The sequence below is a fragment of the Mucilaginibacter frigoritolerans genome, from assembly GCF_007830615.1.
GTDB classification, from domain to species: Bacteria; Bacteroidota; Bacteroidia; order Sphingobacteriales; family Sphingobacteriaceae; genus Mucilaginibacter; species Mucilaginibacter frigoritolerans.
Genome location: NZ_VLLI01000018.1, coordinates 57655 through 75723, shown reverse-complemented (window position 1 = coordinate 75723; position 18069 = coordinate 57655). Strand labels below are relative to the sequence as shown.

Below are 18069 nucleotides of genomic sequence, written 5' to 3'. Positions count from 1 at the left end.
AATTATCGCTGTTTTAGCCTGTAGCCCATCCATTTAATTTATTATTTTAGCTGCTTAAAAATTAAGGTGCTTTTGATTAGCTATGAATAAACACATTTTCCGGTTTATCCAAAGAAATATATTAGTTCTGTTTGTATTTATTTTAGTTTTTGCAGGCAGATGCAATCGCGGATTAAGGGCAATAGAGGCAGAGAAAGCCCAAAAAGCATTGGAAGCTAATCATACCAAGAGCTTAATAAAAACCATACAGGGTATCAAATACACCGAGGTTAGGCGTAGGTTTGATAATGGATTGTCTTTTAGTCCGGTAGGGTTTCAGTTGGTGCCCGAATGGAAGATTTCCTTCCCATCAATGGATTCAGTTAATATTTATAGTCCGAAGAAAGGGAGGTTTTTAAATGCCCCGGTAGTATTTGACCACGATTCTATTTTTAACGTGGCCTGGGCCTGGTTAAAACTCAAATATCTGAGAAAAGACAGCTTGCAATTTATGGTACTGCATGTGAAAAATAATGTGATACAGGATGAAAAGGTGCATGTTTTTATGACTTTTTACTCCAACGATTATATTAAGAATGTACTGCATACGGATACCACTAATCTATGGCGACCAAGCCGTAAGGACACCCTCTATATAAAAGCTAAATCAGAACTGGCCAATCGTATACCTGATAGCTCATTTGCTGGTACTGAACCCGCAACCCTGATAGCTAAAAGCAAATTGATCACTGTAAAAAAAGAAACCATTCAGGATTATGATATGGAATCGAAATCGTATGATGAGTATTTATTACCTACCTATGATATTGTGATCCATAAGGCTTACCAGGATTTTAGCTATTTGTTTTCAGCTTATGTGGATGATAAGGGTAACTTGGTGTTTCGCAAATCGAACCAATTCTCGTATCCCGAATTTAAAGAGTCGACCATTGCTACCATGAAAGCCATAACGGATGGTTACCTGAAGGCTTATTTAACGGTAACGCCCGGCCGAACCTTGGGCATTCCACATTACAGCATTATATTGTTAAACGTTACGGGATATAAAAAATAGCGGGTAAAAGCATTGGAATTTTATTGGGATTGATTGGTTCAGGTAGTTCCTATGGCGCCTGAAAGCGTTTTTGTGTCTTATAAATAGATAACATTCCTAATGGTTTAACCCCCAAATATTAAAAATATAAGATGTGTAGTGTATCTTAAAAACTCATCCTGCTTTTAATTATTTATCGTAAATCAATAAATAATTTCTTTTTATCGATAATTATATACTACTTTTGATTTACTAAAAACCTTATAAATAATTAAAAATGAAAATTAAGTTCAACACCAACATCGTAGTCAATGTGGTTATTGGCGTAGTTGTAGTTTTATATATGATCCCGTTTGTTCCCCTGATGATGCGTGGGGTCAATCGGGGCATCCCCGGAAAAGGCGATATAACCAATGGTATCACGTACAATTTGAAACCAATTGATCCAGTAGTGTCAATAGATCTGCCTTATTATAAATATATTTCGGTTAGGGATAGTATTAAGAATCTGCGCAATTTTAAAAATCAGAATGAGACTAATGTCAGCGGATTTGAGTTAGGCTATGTTGCAGGTACTACAGGGAGTTATATTTTATGTGATACCTGTACAGTAAATGGCTATATGTTTGCCAAAGCACATATCGATGACAGGAAAGAGCATACGCAATACTTTATTCAATTACCCGGCTGGAAATTAAAAGCTACTGCCAATGATTTTTACAATGATGATTCTGTTAAATTTTTCCGCGAAAATAATCAGTCCTATATCCGTAAAAAGGTGATCTATAAATCGACTAAAAACAAAAAAGACTCGGTTTATAATCAGCTACATTATGTGGATGTACCTGTACCATTTGGTTACAATCAACGCCTCCAATGTTTGCTGGTGCCGGTAAGTGAATCTACCCGTAATGTTATCAATATAATATTAGGTGTTTGTATATTTATGTTTGTTTTTTATATGCTTTACCTTTTAGCCGCGTTTTTAAAGTTTATTGCCGACCTTTCAAAAGGACTTTCATTTACTGATAAAAATGTAAACCGCTTAAGATTAATTGCGGTAAGCTTGCTGATATATCCCTGCATATTGTTTTTACTGACGCTGCTGATGAGGCTAATATTTCACAGATACTTTACGCCGGATGTAATTATTAATGACGCTTTATTGAAATATTCATTAAAACCGATTGGTTTTGGCCTCGTATTTCTATTGTTATACCGCGCTTTTAACCAGGGCAAATTATTAAAAGACGAACAGGACTTAACCGTTTAACCATGGCCATAATAATAAATTTAGATGTGATGATGGCTAAACGAAAAATGTCATTGACCGAGTTGAGCGAAAAAGTAGGTATAACCATGGCTAATCTTTCCATCTTAAAAACAGGCAAGGCGAAAGCCGTACGCCTGGAGACCTTAGAAGCAGTATGCAAGATTTTAAACTGCCAGCCGGGCGATATTTTGGAATTTGTGGAAGATTAGTATGGGGTTCACTGCGTTCAAAAATGAACGCTGGTTTTTGCAGTAATTTAATGATGCAATTTTAATGAGGTTCCATTATTCCCGATTAAATTACGAAATTCGCGGCAACTGAAAATTGATTGCATGTTGCAGATACAGGAAAACGTTTCGCTTAAAAATTTCAACACTTTTGGTGTTGAGGCCAATGCCCGCTATTTTGTTGAGATCAGTAAAAAAGAGGAACTGACCGAACTTTTCATGGATCCGAAATGGAAACAAACCGATAGGCTGGTACTTGGTGGTGGCAGCAATATGTTGTTGTTAAATGATTTCGGCGGGCTGGTTATCCGGATGAATATCCGCGGTATTGAGCATCGCATTAGCCATACTGATGTACATGTTGAGGCTGGTGCCGGCGAGGTTTGGAACGATTTGGTGAATTATAATGTTATGCGTGGTTATGCAGGGTTGGAAAACCTTAGCCTTATTCCGGGTTCAGTTGGGGCATCACCAATACAGAATATTGGTGCCTATGGTGTGGAACTGAAAGATGTTTTTAAGAGCTGTGAAGCTTTTGAGATTGCTACGGGCCAATTTAAAATCTTTACCAAAGCCGATTGTAAGTTTGATTACCGCGAAAGTGTTTTTAAAAGTGAGCTTAAAGAACAATATATTATTGTATCGGTAAAATTTCTGTTGTCTCTTGTGCCCAGCTTTAATTTAAAGTACGGAGTCATTGAGCAGGAACTTGCCGCAAGAGGCATCAATGCGCCTACACTGAAGGATGTATCGCAGGTGGTGTCACATATCCGGGTATCCAAACTGCCAGATCCATCAACCATTGGGAATGCAGGTAGTTTCTTTAAAAATCCTATTATCAGCGCTCTGGAATTTGATACATTGATAAGCAAGCACCCTGAAGTAGTGCACTATCCCGCGGCTAACGGCCAGGTGAAACTGGCTGCAGGCTGGTTAATTGAACAGTGCGGATGGAAGGGAAAAGTGGTTGGAAATACAGGTACCTGGAAAAATCAGGCATTGGTATTAGTTAACCATGGTGGTGCAACGGGCGGAGAAGTGTACAGTTTTTCGTCGCAAATCATAGACAGTGTGTACACTAAATTTGGCGTTATCCTACAACGCGAAGTGAATATTATTAGTTAATTTATTATATTTTAACTAGAATAATTTATCGCATCTTATCTGTAAGATTATCTTGTTTATTTCCTTTTTGTTATTTTAAATAGCTATTATCTTTCTTATTATCAGTTATTTGTATGTTTTGTTGTGTATGGTTTACACTATGTTGGCGATTGATTAAACCTGTGATTAAACTATAGGATATAAATGGGCTATAGTGTTTTTAGTGGTACTATGTTTGCCTTACTGCTAATACAAAACTTTAACAGTATGACAAAGATTGAGTTTAACACCCTAGTACTACGTCAGGCAACCTCCCTAAGGTCTTACGCCTTACACTTTACCCACGACGCAGATGATGCTAACGACCTTGTCCAGGATACAATGTTGAAGGCCATAACTTACTACAATAAGTTTAAAGAAGGAACAAATTTAAAGGGGTGGTTATACACTATCATGAAAAATACTTTCATCAACAACTATCGCCGGTTTATAAAGATGAACACCTTTGTTACCAAGTCTGACGAGATATCTTCTCCAAACCTGGTATTCAGTTCAACCAAAAATCAGGGCGAAGCTAAGTTTGTGATGGATGATTTGAAAAAAGCTTTAGACAGGCTCCCCGCAGATTATTATGTGCCCTTTACCATGTATTTTGAGGGCCATAAATACCATGAAATTGCCGATCATCTGGAAATACCTATCGGCACAGTAAAAACCCGCATCCATGTTGCCCGTAAGCTGTTAAAAAAGAGCTTGAAAGCGTATGACAATGGCATTGCAAAACCTGTTTATGCAGAAAATTAATCAGCATATATAATCCAGAAATCTTTCCCTTTGCTATATACTGCAGGGGAAAGATTTCAAATTGAAAAATCCAAATCCATATATATAGAAGCGGCCCGGATGTTACCATTCGGGCCGCTTTGCATTTTAAATATTTTGGCAGGTTATTGCAGGCTCATTTTATTATTTTAGCCGGATGAATGAATTGCCGGTTTATACCAGATCACAACTCGCCCTTCGCAACGGACAAGATAAGCCAGAGGTATGGATAGCCTATAAGGGATTGATCTATGATGTATCACGCAGCAGGCTATGGCGCAATGGCAAGCATTATGAACATTGGGCAGGCCAGGATCTTACCGCCGAACTATCAGATGCCCCTCATGATGAATGGGTGTTCCAGCATTTCGATCCGATAGGGAAGCTTGCCTAGTCTAAAGTCTTAAGTCGGGATGTTACTATAAAATATTAAAACCGGAATCTCACATGCAGAATAAAATTCCGAAATTGAAATTCCGACTTCCGAAATCAAAAATTATATCTCAAATTTTGATAGGTGTACAAATTCATCAACCCTGGCAGCAATCTCTTCTTTAGTTAGGTTTTTGATTTTTTCTGTTCCGAATTTCTCAACGCAGAATGAAGCCAGGGCCGACCCTAAGATGATAGCATTCTTCATGTTATTGAAGTTAACGGTGCCTACTTTGGCCATATAGCCTATAAAGCCACCTGCAAAAGTATCGCCGGCTCCGGTTGGGTCAAACACCTCAGCCAGCGGAAGTGCTGGTGCCGAAAATATTTTATCTTCATGAAATAACAACGCACCATGCTCGCCCTTTTTAATAATAAGGTATTTAGGACCCATGGTTAAAATTTTACGGGCAGCTTTTACCAATGAATATTCGCCTGATAACTGGCGGGCCTCAGCATCGTTAATAGTTAATACATCCACCATTTTAATGGTTTCCAAAAGATCATTAAGTGCAATATCCATCCAGAAATTCATGGTGTCCATTACAATTAGTTTCGGGCGATTAGTTAGACGTTTAATAACCGTTTGCTGAACCTGCGGGGTTAAGTTTCCCAGCATCAAATATTCGCAATCTTGGTATGATGATGGGATAATAGGATCAAAATCGGCCAATACATTCAACTCAGTTATCAATGTATCCCGGCTGTTCATATCGTTATGATATTTGCCCGACCAGAAGAATGATTTTTCGCCTGCTTTTATTTGAAGCCCTTCAGTATTGATATGATGATTATTTAAATCTTTAATCTCGCTTTGCGGAAAATCGTCGCCTACTACGGCTACAATTTTCACTTTATCATAAAAGTAAGCTGCAGCTAAACTTGCATAAGTGGCAGCGCCGCCAACAATTTTATCTGTTTTACCAAAGGGTGTTTCAATAGCGTCGAACGCAACGGTGCCAATAACTAATAAACTCATTCCGGGTTATCTTGTGTTTTTTTGTCGCAAATATTGTGAAATTACCCCGTAAAACATGCTTTTTGAAAAAAAACATCAAAATTATTTAATTAATTATGGTGGCTGGATAACGGTTATCTGCCTGTTAATCAATGCTTAGTTTTTTCATTCGGTACTTGTCTGTTTATGCTATTGAAAAAAAATACATTTTTTTTCAATTTGGGTTGTGAAATTAACGTAGAAATTATACTTTTGCAAACTCCAAACCGGAAAATGATTCCTGAGTAGCTCAGCCGGTTAGAGCATCTGACTGTTAATCAGAGGGTCGCTGGTTCGAGCCCAGCCTCAGGAGCAAAAGCCCCGCATGTCTGCGGGGCTTTTTTTTAATAAAAATGGTCCATTTTGAGCATTAAATGCTATTCTTTGCTGCCCTGGCGATAATTTTCACCCTTACAAAATGCAGAGGCTATATCATCAAAATTTTAGTTTCGTAAGATTTTTTGTCAAACTTTACGAAAAACTGTAATAAATATGTAACAGATCTTTCATTGATTAAGGATTCCTTGAGCGCAAATATTTTCATACATTATAAGAAAGTTGATGGTACTACAATGTTAAAATCTGCATTAACCACCACGAAGAGAGGGTATTTCACTGTACACTATGTTGTCTATAATCAGCTCACAAAAACCTTAAGATTAAAGATCAATTTATTATTGCCACACTAAACCGGATGCTGGATGACTATTGTAAATGCATTAGCGATCTTGGCGACCAGTTAGATTTATTTACCGCTGAAAAACATTAAGGGCGTCCCCCTTTTTTTATTGACCTGGACGGGAAGATTATTGCAAATAATAGCAACAATGATTTGGTTGGTGAATCTCTTAATAAGAAATTAGCGGAATTATTAAAAAATCAATAAGTTTATTATATATCAATGAACAGAATACTGGTAATTCCTTTTTTTCTATTGTGGCAGGGAGTATCTGCGCAAAGTATACCGCCTGTTAAACTGGTTAATTATGTCAAACCCTTTATAGGAACAAGCGCGGTAGATACAACCAGTCTGTCGGGCAGTAATTTCCCCGGGCCAACCACGCCATTTGCCTTTGTACAGTTAAGTCCGGATACACGCGATGCTCCTGATGATCCGGCATCAGGCTATGATTATAATGATAAAACTATTGTAGGGTTTAGCCATACCCATTTAAGTGGTACAGGGGTTGCCGATTTGTTTGATGTATTATTAATGCCAACCACAGGTGAGGTAAAACTTAACCCAGGAAATGCTAAAATTAGCCGCAGCGGGTACCGTTCTGCATTCTCGCACGGGCAGGAAACTGCACGGCCGGGGTATTACCAGGTAATGCTGCAAGATTATGGCATCAACGCAGAGCTGACCTCAGCATCACATACAGGCATGCACCGTTATACCTTCCCGGCAAGTACGCAATCACATATTGTGATAGACATGGATCATTCACTGGACAAAAAGCGTGGTTACTGGGAGTGCAGAATCATTGCAGGTGAAATAAAGGTTATCAATAATCATACTATTGAAGGTTATCGCATTATTACGGGTTGGGCAAGGCTGCGTAAGGTTTACTTTCATGCAGAGTTCTCCAAGCCATTTGACAGCGTTGTAATGGCCAATGGTAAACAAAAACCATATGCAACTACCCTGCTGAACGGCACTGCTTTAAAAGCAGCTTTGAATTTTAGCACCACAGATCATGAACAGGTAACGGTAAAGGTAGCCTTATCATCAGTAAGCATTGAAAATGCAAAACAGAATATGATGGCAGAAATTCCTGGTTGGGATTTTGACAAAATAAGCAGTCAAAACGCTGATGAATGGGAGAAAGAACTTAGCAAGATCATTATAGAGGGGACACAAGAACAAAAAGAAATATTCTACACTGGCCTGTACCATGCGTTTACCCAGCCCAACAATATAGCCGACATAAACGGTGATTATCAGGCCACGGATATGACCATCCGTAACGCACCGGATAAGGTTCAGTATTCAACCTTTTCGTTATGGGATACTTACCGTGCGGCGCACCCCTTGTATACCTTAATCCAGCCCGAAAAAACGGCAGGTTTTATCAATACCATGATCAGGCAATATGAAACCTATGGCTATTTGCCCATATGGCAGCTTTGGGGCGATGAAAATTACTGTATGATCGGTAATCACGCCATTCCCGTTATAACCGATGCTATATTAAAAGGCATCCCGGGTATTGACGTCGAAAAAGCATACCAAGCGGTAAAGGCATCATCTACTACAGACCATCCGGGTTCGCCATTTACAGCCTGGGAAAAATACGGGTATATACCTGAAGATATTGAATCACAATCCGTATCCATTACTGTTGAAATGGCTTATGACGATTGGTGCGTTGCTCAACTAGCCAAAAAGCTGGGTAAAACCGCCGATTACGAACGTTTTATAAAACGATCAGCGTTTTACAAAAACCTGTATAATGCTAAAACTGGATTTTTCCAGGCCAGGAACAAGGATGGTAACTGGTTAACCCCATTTGATCCGCTTAGCTATGGTGGCAACGGTGGCAGTCCTTATACCGAAGCAAACGCCTGGCAATATTCATGGTATGTGCCGCAAAATATACCTGATCTGATTAAGCTTATGGGTGGTGATAGGTCATTCACAGCCAAACTGGATACTTTTTTCACACTGGCTAACAAACCCGGAGATATTAATGGCAATGCCTCGGGCTTTATAGGGCAGTACGCACATGGTAATGAGCCAAGCCATCATATTGCCTACCTGTATGATTATGCAGGCCAACCCTGGAAAACCCAGTATTATGTATCAAAAGTGTTGAATGAACTGTATAACAACTCCTCATCTGGCTATGCAGGTAATGAAGATTGCGGGCAAATGTCGGCATGGTACATTTTTAGTTCGATGGGCTTTTACCCGGTAAACCCGGCCAATGGAATATACGCCATTGGTTCACCGATATTAAAGAGTGCATCAATGACTTTATCAAATGATAAAATATTCAGCATGAGTGTTAAAAATATTGGCAAACAAAATATTTACATCCAATCGGTAAAACTGAATGGTAAGCTTTATAATAAAACCTATATTACTCAGGATGATATTATGAATGGCAGCAACCTGGAATTTACTATGGGAGCTAAGCCCAACAAATCATGGGGGACAAAAGCCGAAGATCAACCACCTTTATGGGGCTATAAAAATTAGATAGAAACATACAATAACAATGAGTACAATAAAAAAAATTGCAACGCTAAGTCTGTTACTTTTGAGCATTTTTCCTTCAATGCTGAAGGCGCAGAAAGACAATACCCCGGTAAAGCCATTATCAGAATTACAGCAGGAATTTGTTGACCTGCGTTTTGGAATGTTTATCCATTTTAATATCCCAACGTATGCTAATCAGGACTGGCCCGATCCGGAAATGCCTGCTTCTGCCTTTAACCCTACAAAGTTAAATTGCGATCAATGGGCAAAAGCAGCTAAATCAGCTAATATGAGCTATGGCTGTATCACCACCAAGCATCACAGTGGTTTTTGTATTTGGGATACCAAAACAACGGATTATAATGTAATGAATAGCCCATTAAAAAGAGATGTGGTTAAAGAGTATACTGATGCTTTTCGCAAAAACGGCTTAAAAGTATTTTTGTATTATTCTATATTGGATACCCATCACCATTTAAGGCCAAACTGTATCACTCCTGAACATATTAAAATGGTAAAGGCGCAGTTAACAGAACTGCTTACCCATTATGGTCCAATAGAGGCCTTGATTATTGACGGTTGGGATGCACCATGGTCAAGGATCTCCTACGATGATATACCATTCGAGGAAATCTATCACCTGGTGAAATCTTTACAGCCAAATTGCCTGCTGATGGATTTGAATGGTGCTAAATATCCGCAGGAGGCATTATACTATTCTGATATTAAAACCTATGAAATGGGAGCAGGACAGCGTATAGCCAATAAAGAAAACCGTTTGCCATCTATTGCCTGTTTACCATTGCAGCAAAACTGGTTCTGGGAAACCAGCCATCCAACAACTCCTGTAAAAGACCCGGTAAAGCTGGTGAATGAAACGCTGATCCCGTTAAATAAGGAAAATTGCAACTTTATATTAAACGTGGCACCAAACCGTGATGGTTTAATGGATGATAATGCTTTAGCGGCGTTAAAGAAAATAGGTGAGTTATGGCATAATGATGGTAGCAAAATGCAATTACCACAGATGGAAGCACCTATTATATCACACAATCTTGCTAAAAAACAACAGGCAAATTCAAGCTGGAGTGATGACTCTGCAATTATGGATTTTGCCAATGATGATGATTTTGGTTCATCGTGGGTATCTAATCCAACTATTAATAAAGGAGCATGGTATGAGATAGACTTCAAAAAGGAAGAATCATTTAACGCGATAGTGATTGCTGAAGAAAAGTCAAACATCAAAAGCTATACACTTGAGTATTACCAGAATGGGCAATGGAAGATGGTTTTTAAAGGAGATAATGCCAGCAGGATCAAGATACACCGTTTTGACGGGGTAAAAGGCACCAAAGCACGGATCACTATTGATGGTGCAGATCATCAGCCATCAATTGCTGAATTTGAGGTATACAATGAGAAAAGATAATTCAATGAAAAGGTTTTCCATAAATTAATACTGTAGCGTACAAAAAGAGGCGTATCCTGTCTGCGTTAAACTTTACCCTTATGGAGATGCGCTGATTTTGCATTTCCCTTGTTCAGCTCTTATGGGCCTTCTCCGTTCATTGACCGGAAAAGGCCCTTATTAAGGCAATTTATCTTTAATTGCTGTTAATATCCATTTACTCTGCTGATACAGTTTTGTTAGTGTTACCGCCAAAGGGGAAAATTAATTTAAAGCTGATATTTCTGCCCATGTTGTAAATCCCCTGGCTTTGTCGGGTTACCGTAGCGGGTGTGCCGTTATAGGCCAGAAAGTATTGTGCCAGGTTAAGGTGGTCAGCATAGGCCACATTGGTTAGGTTAGTACAATTCACATATAAGGAGCATAGGGTTCGCCCTGTTTTAGGGTTAACAAAATTGGTACCCAGGCCTGCATTGAATAGGGTATATTGAGCAGAAGGGAGTTCTGTATAAAATGCGCTGTAAACATTGTTTTGCGCCCAGTCATGTTGTAAGCCGAATTTTAAATAAGTTCCCTTTAAAATTGAATTGTGCCTGTCATTCAACCTTAACTTTATTTCAGAATTTAAGTGAGGGGCTGGTATATAAGGCAAATGCTGTGTTGAATCGGATGCATTTGGAATGTGAGAATAGATGTAGGTGAAGCCATTATCTAACTCCAGCCATTTAGCAGTTGCGGGGTGTATATTCAAAAATCCGGAAATACCTTCAATTATCGCGGTATTGGTGGAAAGATATTGATAGATAGGAAATCCGTCTGATAGTGCGTCTGTCCGATCTGCAAAAATGAAGTTGTTGATATGGTTATAAAAACCGTCTGCTTCTACACTTACATCTTTACCATCATAGCCGTAAGCTAAATCTAACTGGTAGCCTTGTTCAGCTTTCAGGTGTATATTACCAACTTCCACCAGGTTTGAGCCAATATTCAGCCCGTTGCTGGTTAATTCATTAATTGCAGGAGCCCGGTAGCTTTTTGAAATATTGAGCTTTACATAATTATTATCAAGCAACTGATACGATGCGCCAATACTTCCTGATAAGCCACTGTACGTGTTATTAAACCCGATAAATTGTACTGTAGATCCCGGTGCCCCGGTTGGAACAATATTACCAGCATCGTTTAATGACATTGGGTCGCCTATAAAGTTTGTGCGGTCAAAACGTAAACCGCCGCTCAGCGTCAAATTTTTATAATTCTTTTCAACGATGACATAACTGCCTATTTCAAAGTTGGTGTAGTTGGGTATTTCATAATCCGGTACATATGGCGCAGGCGGTGCAGCGCCATTATGCTGAAATTCATAAAGACCGTTGATGCCTGTGGTTAGTTTCAATTGCGAACTATCTCCCGCTAATTGGTATTTGAAAGAGAAAGGTATATCGTTTACCAGTAAATTACCAGAGCCAACACTTCCGGTATCGATGTCATGGTGAACACTCCGGGTAAAGCCAAGGTCAAGCCCGAGGCGGCCTTTGCCTACATTGATGCTGTTTTGCCACCAGGCCTGATATTCCCCTAAGCTTTTATCACTGGCTATATTGGCGTTATATGATAAGAAATCAGACCGCGTAGGGTAAATCTTTCCGTTTTGAGGTGAGTCGAACATAAAACGTCCGGTGCTGTCGCGGTTGCCATCGGGCAATTCTATCCTGCGGTGCAAGGCGCTCAAGGTTAGGCGCGAATAGCCCCAGGTGCGGTTTATGCCGAGTACTAACCTGGCGTTTACCTGGTTCCATGCTGTTCCCCATACGTAACCGTCTTTAGGGTTTGAATAACTGTGCGCTTCTTCACCACTTGCCTGCAGTCCCCATACAAATCCATTGTTGTTGCCTGCCAAATTTAATGAGGTACCCAGGTAACCATTATTGGTATGGTATTCGGTAAGTATACTTCCCAAAACAGTTCCATTATCAGGTAAAGGTGCTGATTTGAAACTGATCACACCAGCTTCGGCACTGGCTCCATATTGCAGTGAAGCGGGCCCTCTGATAATTTCAGCATCATGTACCGCATAAGGATCAATCAATATACCATGATCATCTCCCCATTGAAAATCTTCCTGTGGCACACCATCCATCAGGGTCAACACCCGATCAAACCCTAGGCCATTTATCTGTGGTTTACTGGTGCCTGATCCTTCTGTTGTTGCATTAACACCAGGCAGAGAGGACACTAAATCAATCGCTGTATTGGCAACACCTTCCCTGATCATTTTATTGGTAACTATAGTGATAGGTATGGTTGCCCTTTTTCTGGTTGTTGTGTTACCCAAAGCCGTTACCACTACATCCGAAAGTTCATAATTGGAGGCAGATAGCTTAAAATCTACTGAATAAGTATTGCCCAGGTCAACTATTTTAGTCTCACTCGCGTAACCCATCGCGCTAACCTGGATGAGGTATTCGCCTTTTGGCAGTCGCTTCAGCACATATATGCCGTTTGTATCCGTGCTGGTTGCTATTTTTAGATCGGGTATAGTAATCGTTACACCAGGTATTGGTTGTCCGGTAACTTTATCGGTAACCTTACCTGTGATTTTTCCGTCTCTAATAGTCGTTTTTCCGAAAGCCGTTTGGCCTGCGGATATAATCAATATAATAAAAAGTGCACTAAAAAATCGTAATTGAGTTTTCATATATATTTGTCATATAAGAACAGCAGTTTCCTAAAGTTATAAGGGATGCTTACTCTTATTTTAATTCTAAGCAATAGTGGGATTTCAACCATTTAACTGGTTGATTTTAAAACGGTATATGGCCAGGTATTGGGAGTACAGCAGATTCTGCTTAACGTCAATACAGGTTACACCAGCGACTTGGGTGGTCGGAAAATGGAATTTAAATATTGGCTGATATACCTATAAACAAAAAACCGAAAGCTTGTTGCAGCCTTATCTGATATTATGGGTTCTATGAATGAAATGCTAAACGGCTCCTGGAAAAAAGATATTTCAACCCGGCCTGAGTTTCCTTTCGTTGACTGCTTTTTTTCATTTTCTTCCGCTTGCCTTATCTTTCGCATAAAATAGCAATGTCCGTTGCAGTGTATACTTGGTTTAAACCGGTTAATGCAAAGGTTTTGAGCGATATATTGTTGATTGAGTTTGAACCCCATATATACAAACACCATGGCGAAATTCGCAATGAAAATTGCAAAGATCAGAAACCATATGGTAAGTCGTTTGAGCATATATTAATTTATCTCAGAATATTTTTGACCCTTTTCATTGTGGCCTGGAAATTCATTTTATTCTTACACAAACTGATAAAAATCAGATTGCATATAGTTGTTAAGGCCATCAATAAATGCCTTTTGAAATAGTAATTATATTTTCGTTTGGTAATGATTAATTAGCGCAATTATAGCCTGGTATAAATGAGGCTAAATGCTTTGAATTAAAAATTGAGAAATTTGAGATAGCAAACAGTATCTCCAATATTTCTGAGGGGGATTAAACGACTTTTGGTGGAAGTAAAATAGTGTAAGAACGGTGAATTATCTCCGGAGTAGTTGATTTTGGATAAGTTACTTTCGGTGCCATGTCTTTAAACGCCAGTAATGAAACAGGCAATATTGCCGGAAGTGCTTCCTGATTATGGTTTTGCTGATTAGCCCGATCTTGTTTTTTTTCGTTTTCCTGAGCTTCTTTAATCTTTCTCATGAAATAACAATGACCATTGCAATGCATCCATGGGCGGCTCTTGTTAATGCAAAAGTTCTCGGCTATATATTTATGGTTCAGCTCAAAACCTGCATATATGAAGAAACGCGAAAAGTTGGAACTGATCAGCGTAACAAGCAAACATATAGCAATGGTTTTTTTGAGCATTTGCGCAAAGGTAATGGATATAACAATTGATAATTACAATTGTTGAATTTTTTAGAATTATTCTAAATAATAGAAATGTGTTTATGTTAAAATTTCCTATGTTGTATCAAAACTCAGCAATCATCAAGGGGTTTCAATTAATAAATTTTATAATGCTTGTTTACGGTTTTTAGCCATTCTCTGGCAATCAATTCATGGCCGGCTGGCATAGGATGAATGCCATCCCAAATCCAATGATCGGCTGGTGCTTTAAGTGCAGCTTTATTAAACGCATCCTGAAGCGGTACATAAACGGCTTTATATTTAGCAGCTAATTCCTTTACTATAGGCTGGCGCTTTTGCACTTCAGTTGTCCATAGAGTTGGGTTATTTTTAACCATGCCTACCGGCAAGATAAAGGGCTCGCAAAGTACAAGTTCAATATTTGGCAAGGCCTGAATTGTTTGGGTCAAAAGTGTATCATAAGTATGCCCAAAATCATCAGCAGTAATTTTCTCACCTTTCACTACCACTGCAAATACATCATTGATGCCAACCAATATGCTTAACAAGTCTGGTTTAATTTGAAGTGTATCTTTTTGCCAGCGTGCAGCAAGGTCGCCAACGGTGTTGCCGCTAATGCCGCGGTTAAAAAACTTGTAATCCCTGTTCGGATAATCAAAATTTAGGCGACTGACAATCAAATAAGCATAATCCTGGCCGAAAACGTGGTTCCAATCAAGGTTATTGCTGCGGCCGCCATCGGTAATTGAATCGCCCTGAAAAAGAAATGTTTTTGAAACAGTATCATCTGATAATGATACTTCGTTATACGCGCCGGCTCTCAACATTTGAGACCCCGTTAAGGCAGCAACACCAGCTATGGATGCTTTTTTAAGGAAATCCCTTCTGTTATTCATGCTTATTTTCAATAATTAATTTACAATGCCACTATGTGATATTCTTTTCCCTTTTGAGTAGTAAAAGCCGTTACATACCCATAATTGGTGTGAATGCTTTTTGCTGAAGCTTCTTTTACCTTAATTTTACCGGCAGTACGTATTTTACAAATGCCACCATTAACAGCAAGAACCTTAGCCGTAGTTAATTTACTGTTGCTCCAGTTCATATCAACCACGAAATTACCACGTGCCTTAAGCCCCTTTGCCTCGCCGTTGCTCCATGCTTCTGGCAGTGCTGGTAACAAATAAATATCATTTAAATGGCTTTGGATAAGCATTTCGGCCATGCCTGCTGTGCCGCCAAAATTACCGTCAATTTGAAAAGGCGGGCATGAATCAAACATATTGGGGTATACACCACCTCCATGATGATCGTCCGTTTGCGATTGAAGGCAGGTTTTAAGCAGCTCCCTTATCAACAAGTGAGCATGGTTACCATCTAATAGTCTTGCCCAAAAACTAATTTTCCAGGCAAGGCTCCAGCCGGTGCCATCATCACCTCTGATTTCAAGTGTTTTACGTGCCGCCGCTGCAAATTTAGGTGTAGTTACCGGAGAGATTTGATTGCCCGGATATAGACCAAATAAATGCGATACATGCCGGTGATGTGGGTCTACATCTTTAAAATCTTTAAACCATTCCTGCAGATTGCCCATTTGGCCGATGTGAAGCGGATATAATTTATTTCTTTTTTCTATAAGTAATGCCCTGAAATTGGGGTCAATATTCAGCGTTTTCGACGCGTTGATCAGGTTAGTAAAAAGGTCGTAAATGATTGACATATCCATGGTTGTGGCAACAGAAACGTCACCTTGTTTTCCATTTTCGTCAATAAAGTCGTTTTCGGGAGATAAGCCCGGAGCAGTAACCAGGTAGCCATTTTTATCTTCAACTAGCCAATCCAAACAAAAAGTTGCCGCGCCTTTCATTAAAGGATATGCTTCATTTTTTAAGAATGCCTTATCGTTGGTATATAAATAATGCTCCCATAAATGCCTGCAAAGCCAATTGCCGCCCATGGTCCAGTTGGCCCATTTAGGGTCTCCATGCCCTAAGTCGCCAACTGGGTTTGATTGTGCCCATATATCTGTATTGTGATGGGCAACCCATCCATTCATATTATAAAACTGTTTAGCCGTAGTTTTGCCCGTAACAGAAAGTCCTTTTATTAATCCGAATAATGGCTGGTGCATTTCTGAAAGATTAGTAACTTCTGCCGGCCAATAATTCATTTCTGTGTTGATATTAATAGTATAATTTGAACTCCATGGCGGGCGCAATTCATTATTCCAGATACCTTGCAGATTGGCAGGTGCACCACCGGGCCTTGAGCTCGAAATTAGCAGGTAACGCCCGTACTGAAAGTAAAGCGTTTCATAATCCGGGTCAATAGCTCCTTTAGTATAAGCATTTATTCTTTGGTCGGTTGGTAGGTCGTCGTTTTTATCACGGGTATTGCTTTTAATCTCAAATGATACCCTGTTGAAATATTTTTGATAGTCGGCTATATGCTGGTTGCGTAATGTTGCGTAAGTTAATTTGGAGGCTTTGTTTAGATAGTTTTCAGCAAGCAGGTGTTCGTCTTTGTCCGGACAATGGTTAAAACCGTTAAAGCTTGTCGCTGCCGAAATTAATAAGGTAACCGAGGCTGCATTTTTTACCGAAATACCACTACTATCGCTTTCCACTGTTCCTCCTTCGTTAATCGCCTTAATAATCAGTTCAAAACGCATCCCTGCACATTTATCGGCATCATTGTATTCAACTGGGTGGTTGTTATGAGTGTAATAACTTGGATCAGCGTGTGATGGAGCTTTTCCCTTCAACACAAATTCGTTATTACTATTAGTCGTAACCTGGTAATGCAGCTGGCTTTTTGAAGCTATTTTAAAATTCAGCATCCCTGTTTTATCGGCTGTAAGCCTAACAACTATTACCTGGTTTGGTGCAGATGAAAAAACCTCACGCGTGTAGCTGATGCCCGCAGAAGTAAACCTTGTAGTAGCTATTGCATTACTTAAATCCAGATCACGGTAGTACGCAGATGTTGTAGTGTCTTTCAGTTGTTGATTGATAATCAGGTCGGCAAGTGGCAGGTATGATTCTGTGTATAACCCCTGCATCTTTTTTTCTAACCTATCGGCTTCGGCATAGTCATGCTTTACCAATAATGCTTCGCGTACTTTGGCCAAATATTTAGGTGCATCTGGATTGATGTTAGTTTTCACCGGGCCGCCAGACCATAATGTCCCTTCATTTAGTGAAATAGTTTCTTCATTTACATCACCAAAAACCATTGCGCCCAAACGGCCATTGCCTACAGGCAATGCTTCTGTCCATATCTTGGCAGGCTGTTTATACCATAATTTTAAATGGTGCTGGGCCAAGAGGGAGAAAGGGATAACTGAAAAAATGAAGAGCAGAGTACGTTTCATGCTTTTTGATTTTATTATTTTATACAGAGCAAATTATAGGATTCAAAAATCAGATTTTTTACATCTTAATAATTGTGTATATTACACTTAAAATATTATAAACAATCCTTTAAAAGAAAATAGCAAAACCCTCAAAATCGAATGTAAAATTTAAATTTAACGAATTGCAAAAAAAGTAATTCTAATAAAGAATAAAAAAATATAATCTTAGGATCACTCCAGGTTATGCCAGCTAAATTAATAACAACTAACCAATACCTTTCTTTGTAAAGTTTATAAGCTTTACAGGATTCAACTAAA

General features: G+C 39.2%; 13 protein-coding genes and 1 tRNA gene. 9 read left to right on the top strand and 5 right to left on the bottom strand.

Annotation, left to right across the window (positions count from 1 at the left end):
• Positions 1–82: 82 nt before the first annotated feature.
• The 6 genes from JN11_RS22600 to JN11_RS22575 all read left to right on the top strand — a co-directional run bounded on the left by JN11_RS22600 (position 83) and on the right by JN11_RS22575 (position 4853).
• Positions 83–1054, top strand: coding sequence for a hypothetical protein (locus tag JN11_RS22600; RefSeq protein WP_144916381.1), 972 nt, complete (start codon positions 83–85; stop codon positions 1052–1054).
• A 256-nt stretch (positions 1055–1310) separates the two neighbouring features.
• Complete coding sequence (locus JN11_RS22595; RefSeq protein ID WP_144916380.1) at positions 1311–2306, top strand: DUF2975 domain-containing protein; 996 nt, start codon at positions 1311–1313, stop codon at positions 2304–2306.
• Positions 2307–2308: 2 nt separating this feature from the next.
• A complete protein-coding gene (locus JN11_RS22590; RefSeq protein WP_144916378.1) occupies positions 2309–2515 on the top strand; it encodes a helix-turn-helix domain-containing protein in 207 nt (68 codons plus the stop codon).
• 123 nt (positions 2516–2638) lie between these two features.
• Complete coding sequence (gene murB, locus JN11_RS22585) at positions 2639–3658, top strand: UDP-N-acetylmuramate dehydrogenase (protein WP_144916376.1); 1020 nt, start codon at positions 2639–2641, stop codon at positions 3656–3658.
• 246 nt (positions 3659–3904) lie between these two features.
• Positions 3905–4441, top strand: a complete 537-nt coding sequence (locus JN11_RS22580; RefSeq protein WP_144916374.1) for an RNA polymerase sigma factor — start codon at positions 3905–3907, stop codon at positions 4439–4441.
• A gap of 175 nt (positions 4442–4616) precedes the next feature.
• Positions 4617–4853 (top strand): cytochrome b5 domain-containing protein, encoded by a 237-nt coding sequence (locus JN11_RS22575; protein WP_144916373.1) that lies wholly within the window; start codon positions 4617–4619, stop codon positions 4851–4853.
• A 102-nt stretch (positions 4854–4955) separates the two neighbouring features.
• Here the strand turns inward: JN11_RS22575 and JN11_RS22570 are convergent, their stop codons facing one another.
• Positions 4956–5870, bottom strand: a complete 915-nt coding sequence (locus tag JN11_RS22570; RefSeq protein ID WP_144916371.1) for a PfkB family carbohydrate kinase — start codon at positions 5868–5870, stop codon at positions 4956–4958.
• Between the two features lie 257 nt (positions 5871–6127).
• Between JN11_RS22570 and JN11_RS22565 the strand changes: the two genes are divergently transcribed.
• The 3 genes from JN11_RS22565 to JN11_RS22555 all read left to right on the top strand — a co-directional run bounded on the left by JN11_RS22565 (position 6128) and on the right by JN11_RS22555 (position 10522).
• Positions 6128–6201 (top strand) — tRNA-Asn (locus tag JN11_RS22565).
• 588 nt (positions 6202–6789) lie between these two features.
• Positions 6790–9090 (top strand): GH92 family glycosyl hydrolase, encoded by a 2301-nt coding sequence (locus JN11_RS22560; protein ID WP_144916369.1) that lies wholly within the window; start codon positions 6790–6792, stop codon positions 9088–9090.
• A gap of 19 nt (positions 9091–9109) precedes the next feature.
• Positions 9110–10522 carry an alpha-L-fucosidase gene (locus JN11_RS22555; RefSeq protein ID WP_144916368.1) on the top strand — a complete coding sequence of 471 codons (1413 nt, stop codon included), beginning with the start codon at positions 9110–9112 and terminating at the stop codon, positions 10520–10522.
• A 196-nt stretch (positions 10523–10718) separates the two neighbouring features.
• On the opposite strand, the gene JN11_RS22550 is transcribed toward JN11_RS22555, so the two are convergent.
• The 4 genes from JN11_RS22550 to JN11_RS22530 all read right to left on the bottom strand — a co-directional run bounded on the left by JN11_RS22550 (position 10719) and on the right by JN11_RS22530 (position 17769).
• Positions 10719–13199 (bottom strand): TonB-dependent receptor, encoded by a 2481-nt coding sequence (locus JN11_RS22550; RefSeq protein ID WP_144916366.1) that lies wholly within the window; start codon positions 13197–13199, stop codon positions 10719–10721.
• Between the two features lie 816 nt (positions 13200–14015).
• Positions 14016–14393 (bottom strand): hypothetical protein, encoded by a 378-nt coding sequence (locus JN11_RS24690; protein WP_211360885.1) that lies wholly within the window; start codon positions 14391–14393, stop codon positions 14016–14018.
• 137 nt (positions 14394–14530) lie between these two features.
• Complete coding sequence (locus JN11_RS22535; protein ID WP_144916365.1) at positions 14531–15292, bottom strand: GDSL-type esterase/lipase family protein; 762 nt, start codon at positions 15290–15292, stop codon at positions 14531–14533.
• Positions 15293–15312: 20 nt separating this feature from the next.
• Positions 15313–17769 carry a glycoside hydrolase family 95 protein gene (locus JN11_RS22530; protein ID WP_144916363.1) on the bottom strand — a complete coding sequence of 819 codons (2457 nt, stop codon included), beginning with the start codon at positions 17767–17769 and terminating at the stop codon, positions 15313–15315.
• Positions 17770–18069 lie beyond the last annotated feature (300 nt).

Bases quoted from the DNA above. Each gene is read 5' to 3' on its own strand.
- JN11_RS22595 (WP_144916380.1), top strand. From the start codon at position 1,311: ATGAAAATTAAGTTCAACACCAACATCGTAGTCAATGTGGTTATTGGC.
- JN11_RS22555 (WP_144916368.1), top strand. From the start codon at position 9,110: ATGAGTACAATAAAAAAAATTGCAACGCTAAGTCTGTTACTTTTGAGC.
- JN11_RS22535 (WP_144916365.1), bottom strand. From the start codon at position 15,292: ATGAATAACAGAAGGGATTTCCTTAAAAAAGCATCCATAGCTGGTGTT.
- JN11_RS22575 (WP_144916373.1), top strand. From the start codon at position 4,617: ATGAATGAATTGCCGGTTTATACCAGATCACAACTCGCCCTTCGCAAC.
- murB (WP_144916376.1), top strand. From the start codon at position 2,639: ATGTTGCAGATACAGGAAAACGTTTCGCTTAAAAATTTCAACACTTTT.
- JN11_RS22550 (WP_144916366.1), bottom strand. From the start codon at position 13,199: ATGAAAACTCAATTACGATTTTTTAGTGCACTTTTTATTATATTGATT.
- JN11_RS22580 (WP_144916374.1), top strand. From the start codon at position 3,905: ATGACAAAGATTGAGTTTAACACCCTAGTACTACGTCAGGCAACCTCC.
- JN11_RS22600 (WP_144916381.1), top strand. From the start codon at position 83: ATGAATAAACACATTTTCCGGTTTATCCAAAGAAATATATTAGTTCTG.
- JN11_RS22530 (WP_144916363.1), bottom strand. From the start codon at position 17,769: ATGAAACGTACTCTGCTCTTCATTTTTTCAGTTATCCCTTTCTCCCTC.
- JN11_RS22570 (WP_144916371.1), bottom strand. From the start codon at position 5,870: ATGAGTTTATTAGTTATTGGCACCGTTGCGTTCGACGCTATTGAAACA.
- JN11_RS24690 (WP_211360885.1), bottom strand. From the start codon at position 14,393: ATGCTCAAAAAAACCATTGCTATATGTTTGCTTGTTACGCTGATCAGT.
- JN11_RS22560 (WP_144916369.1), top strand. From the start codon at position 6,790: ATGAACAGAATACTGGTAATTCCTTTTTTTCTATTGTGGCAGGGAGTA.
- JN11_RS22590 (WP_144916378.1), top strand. From the start codon at position 2,309: ATGGCCATAATAATAAATTTAGATGTGATGATGGCTAAACGAAAAATG.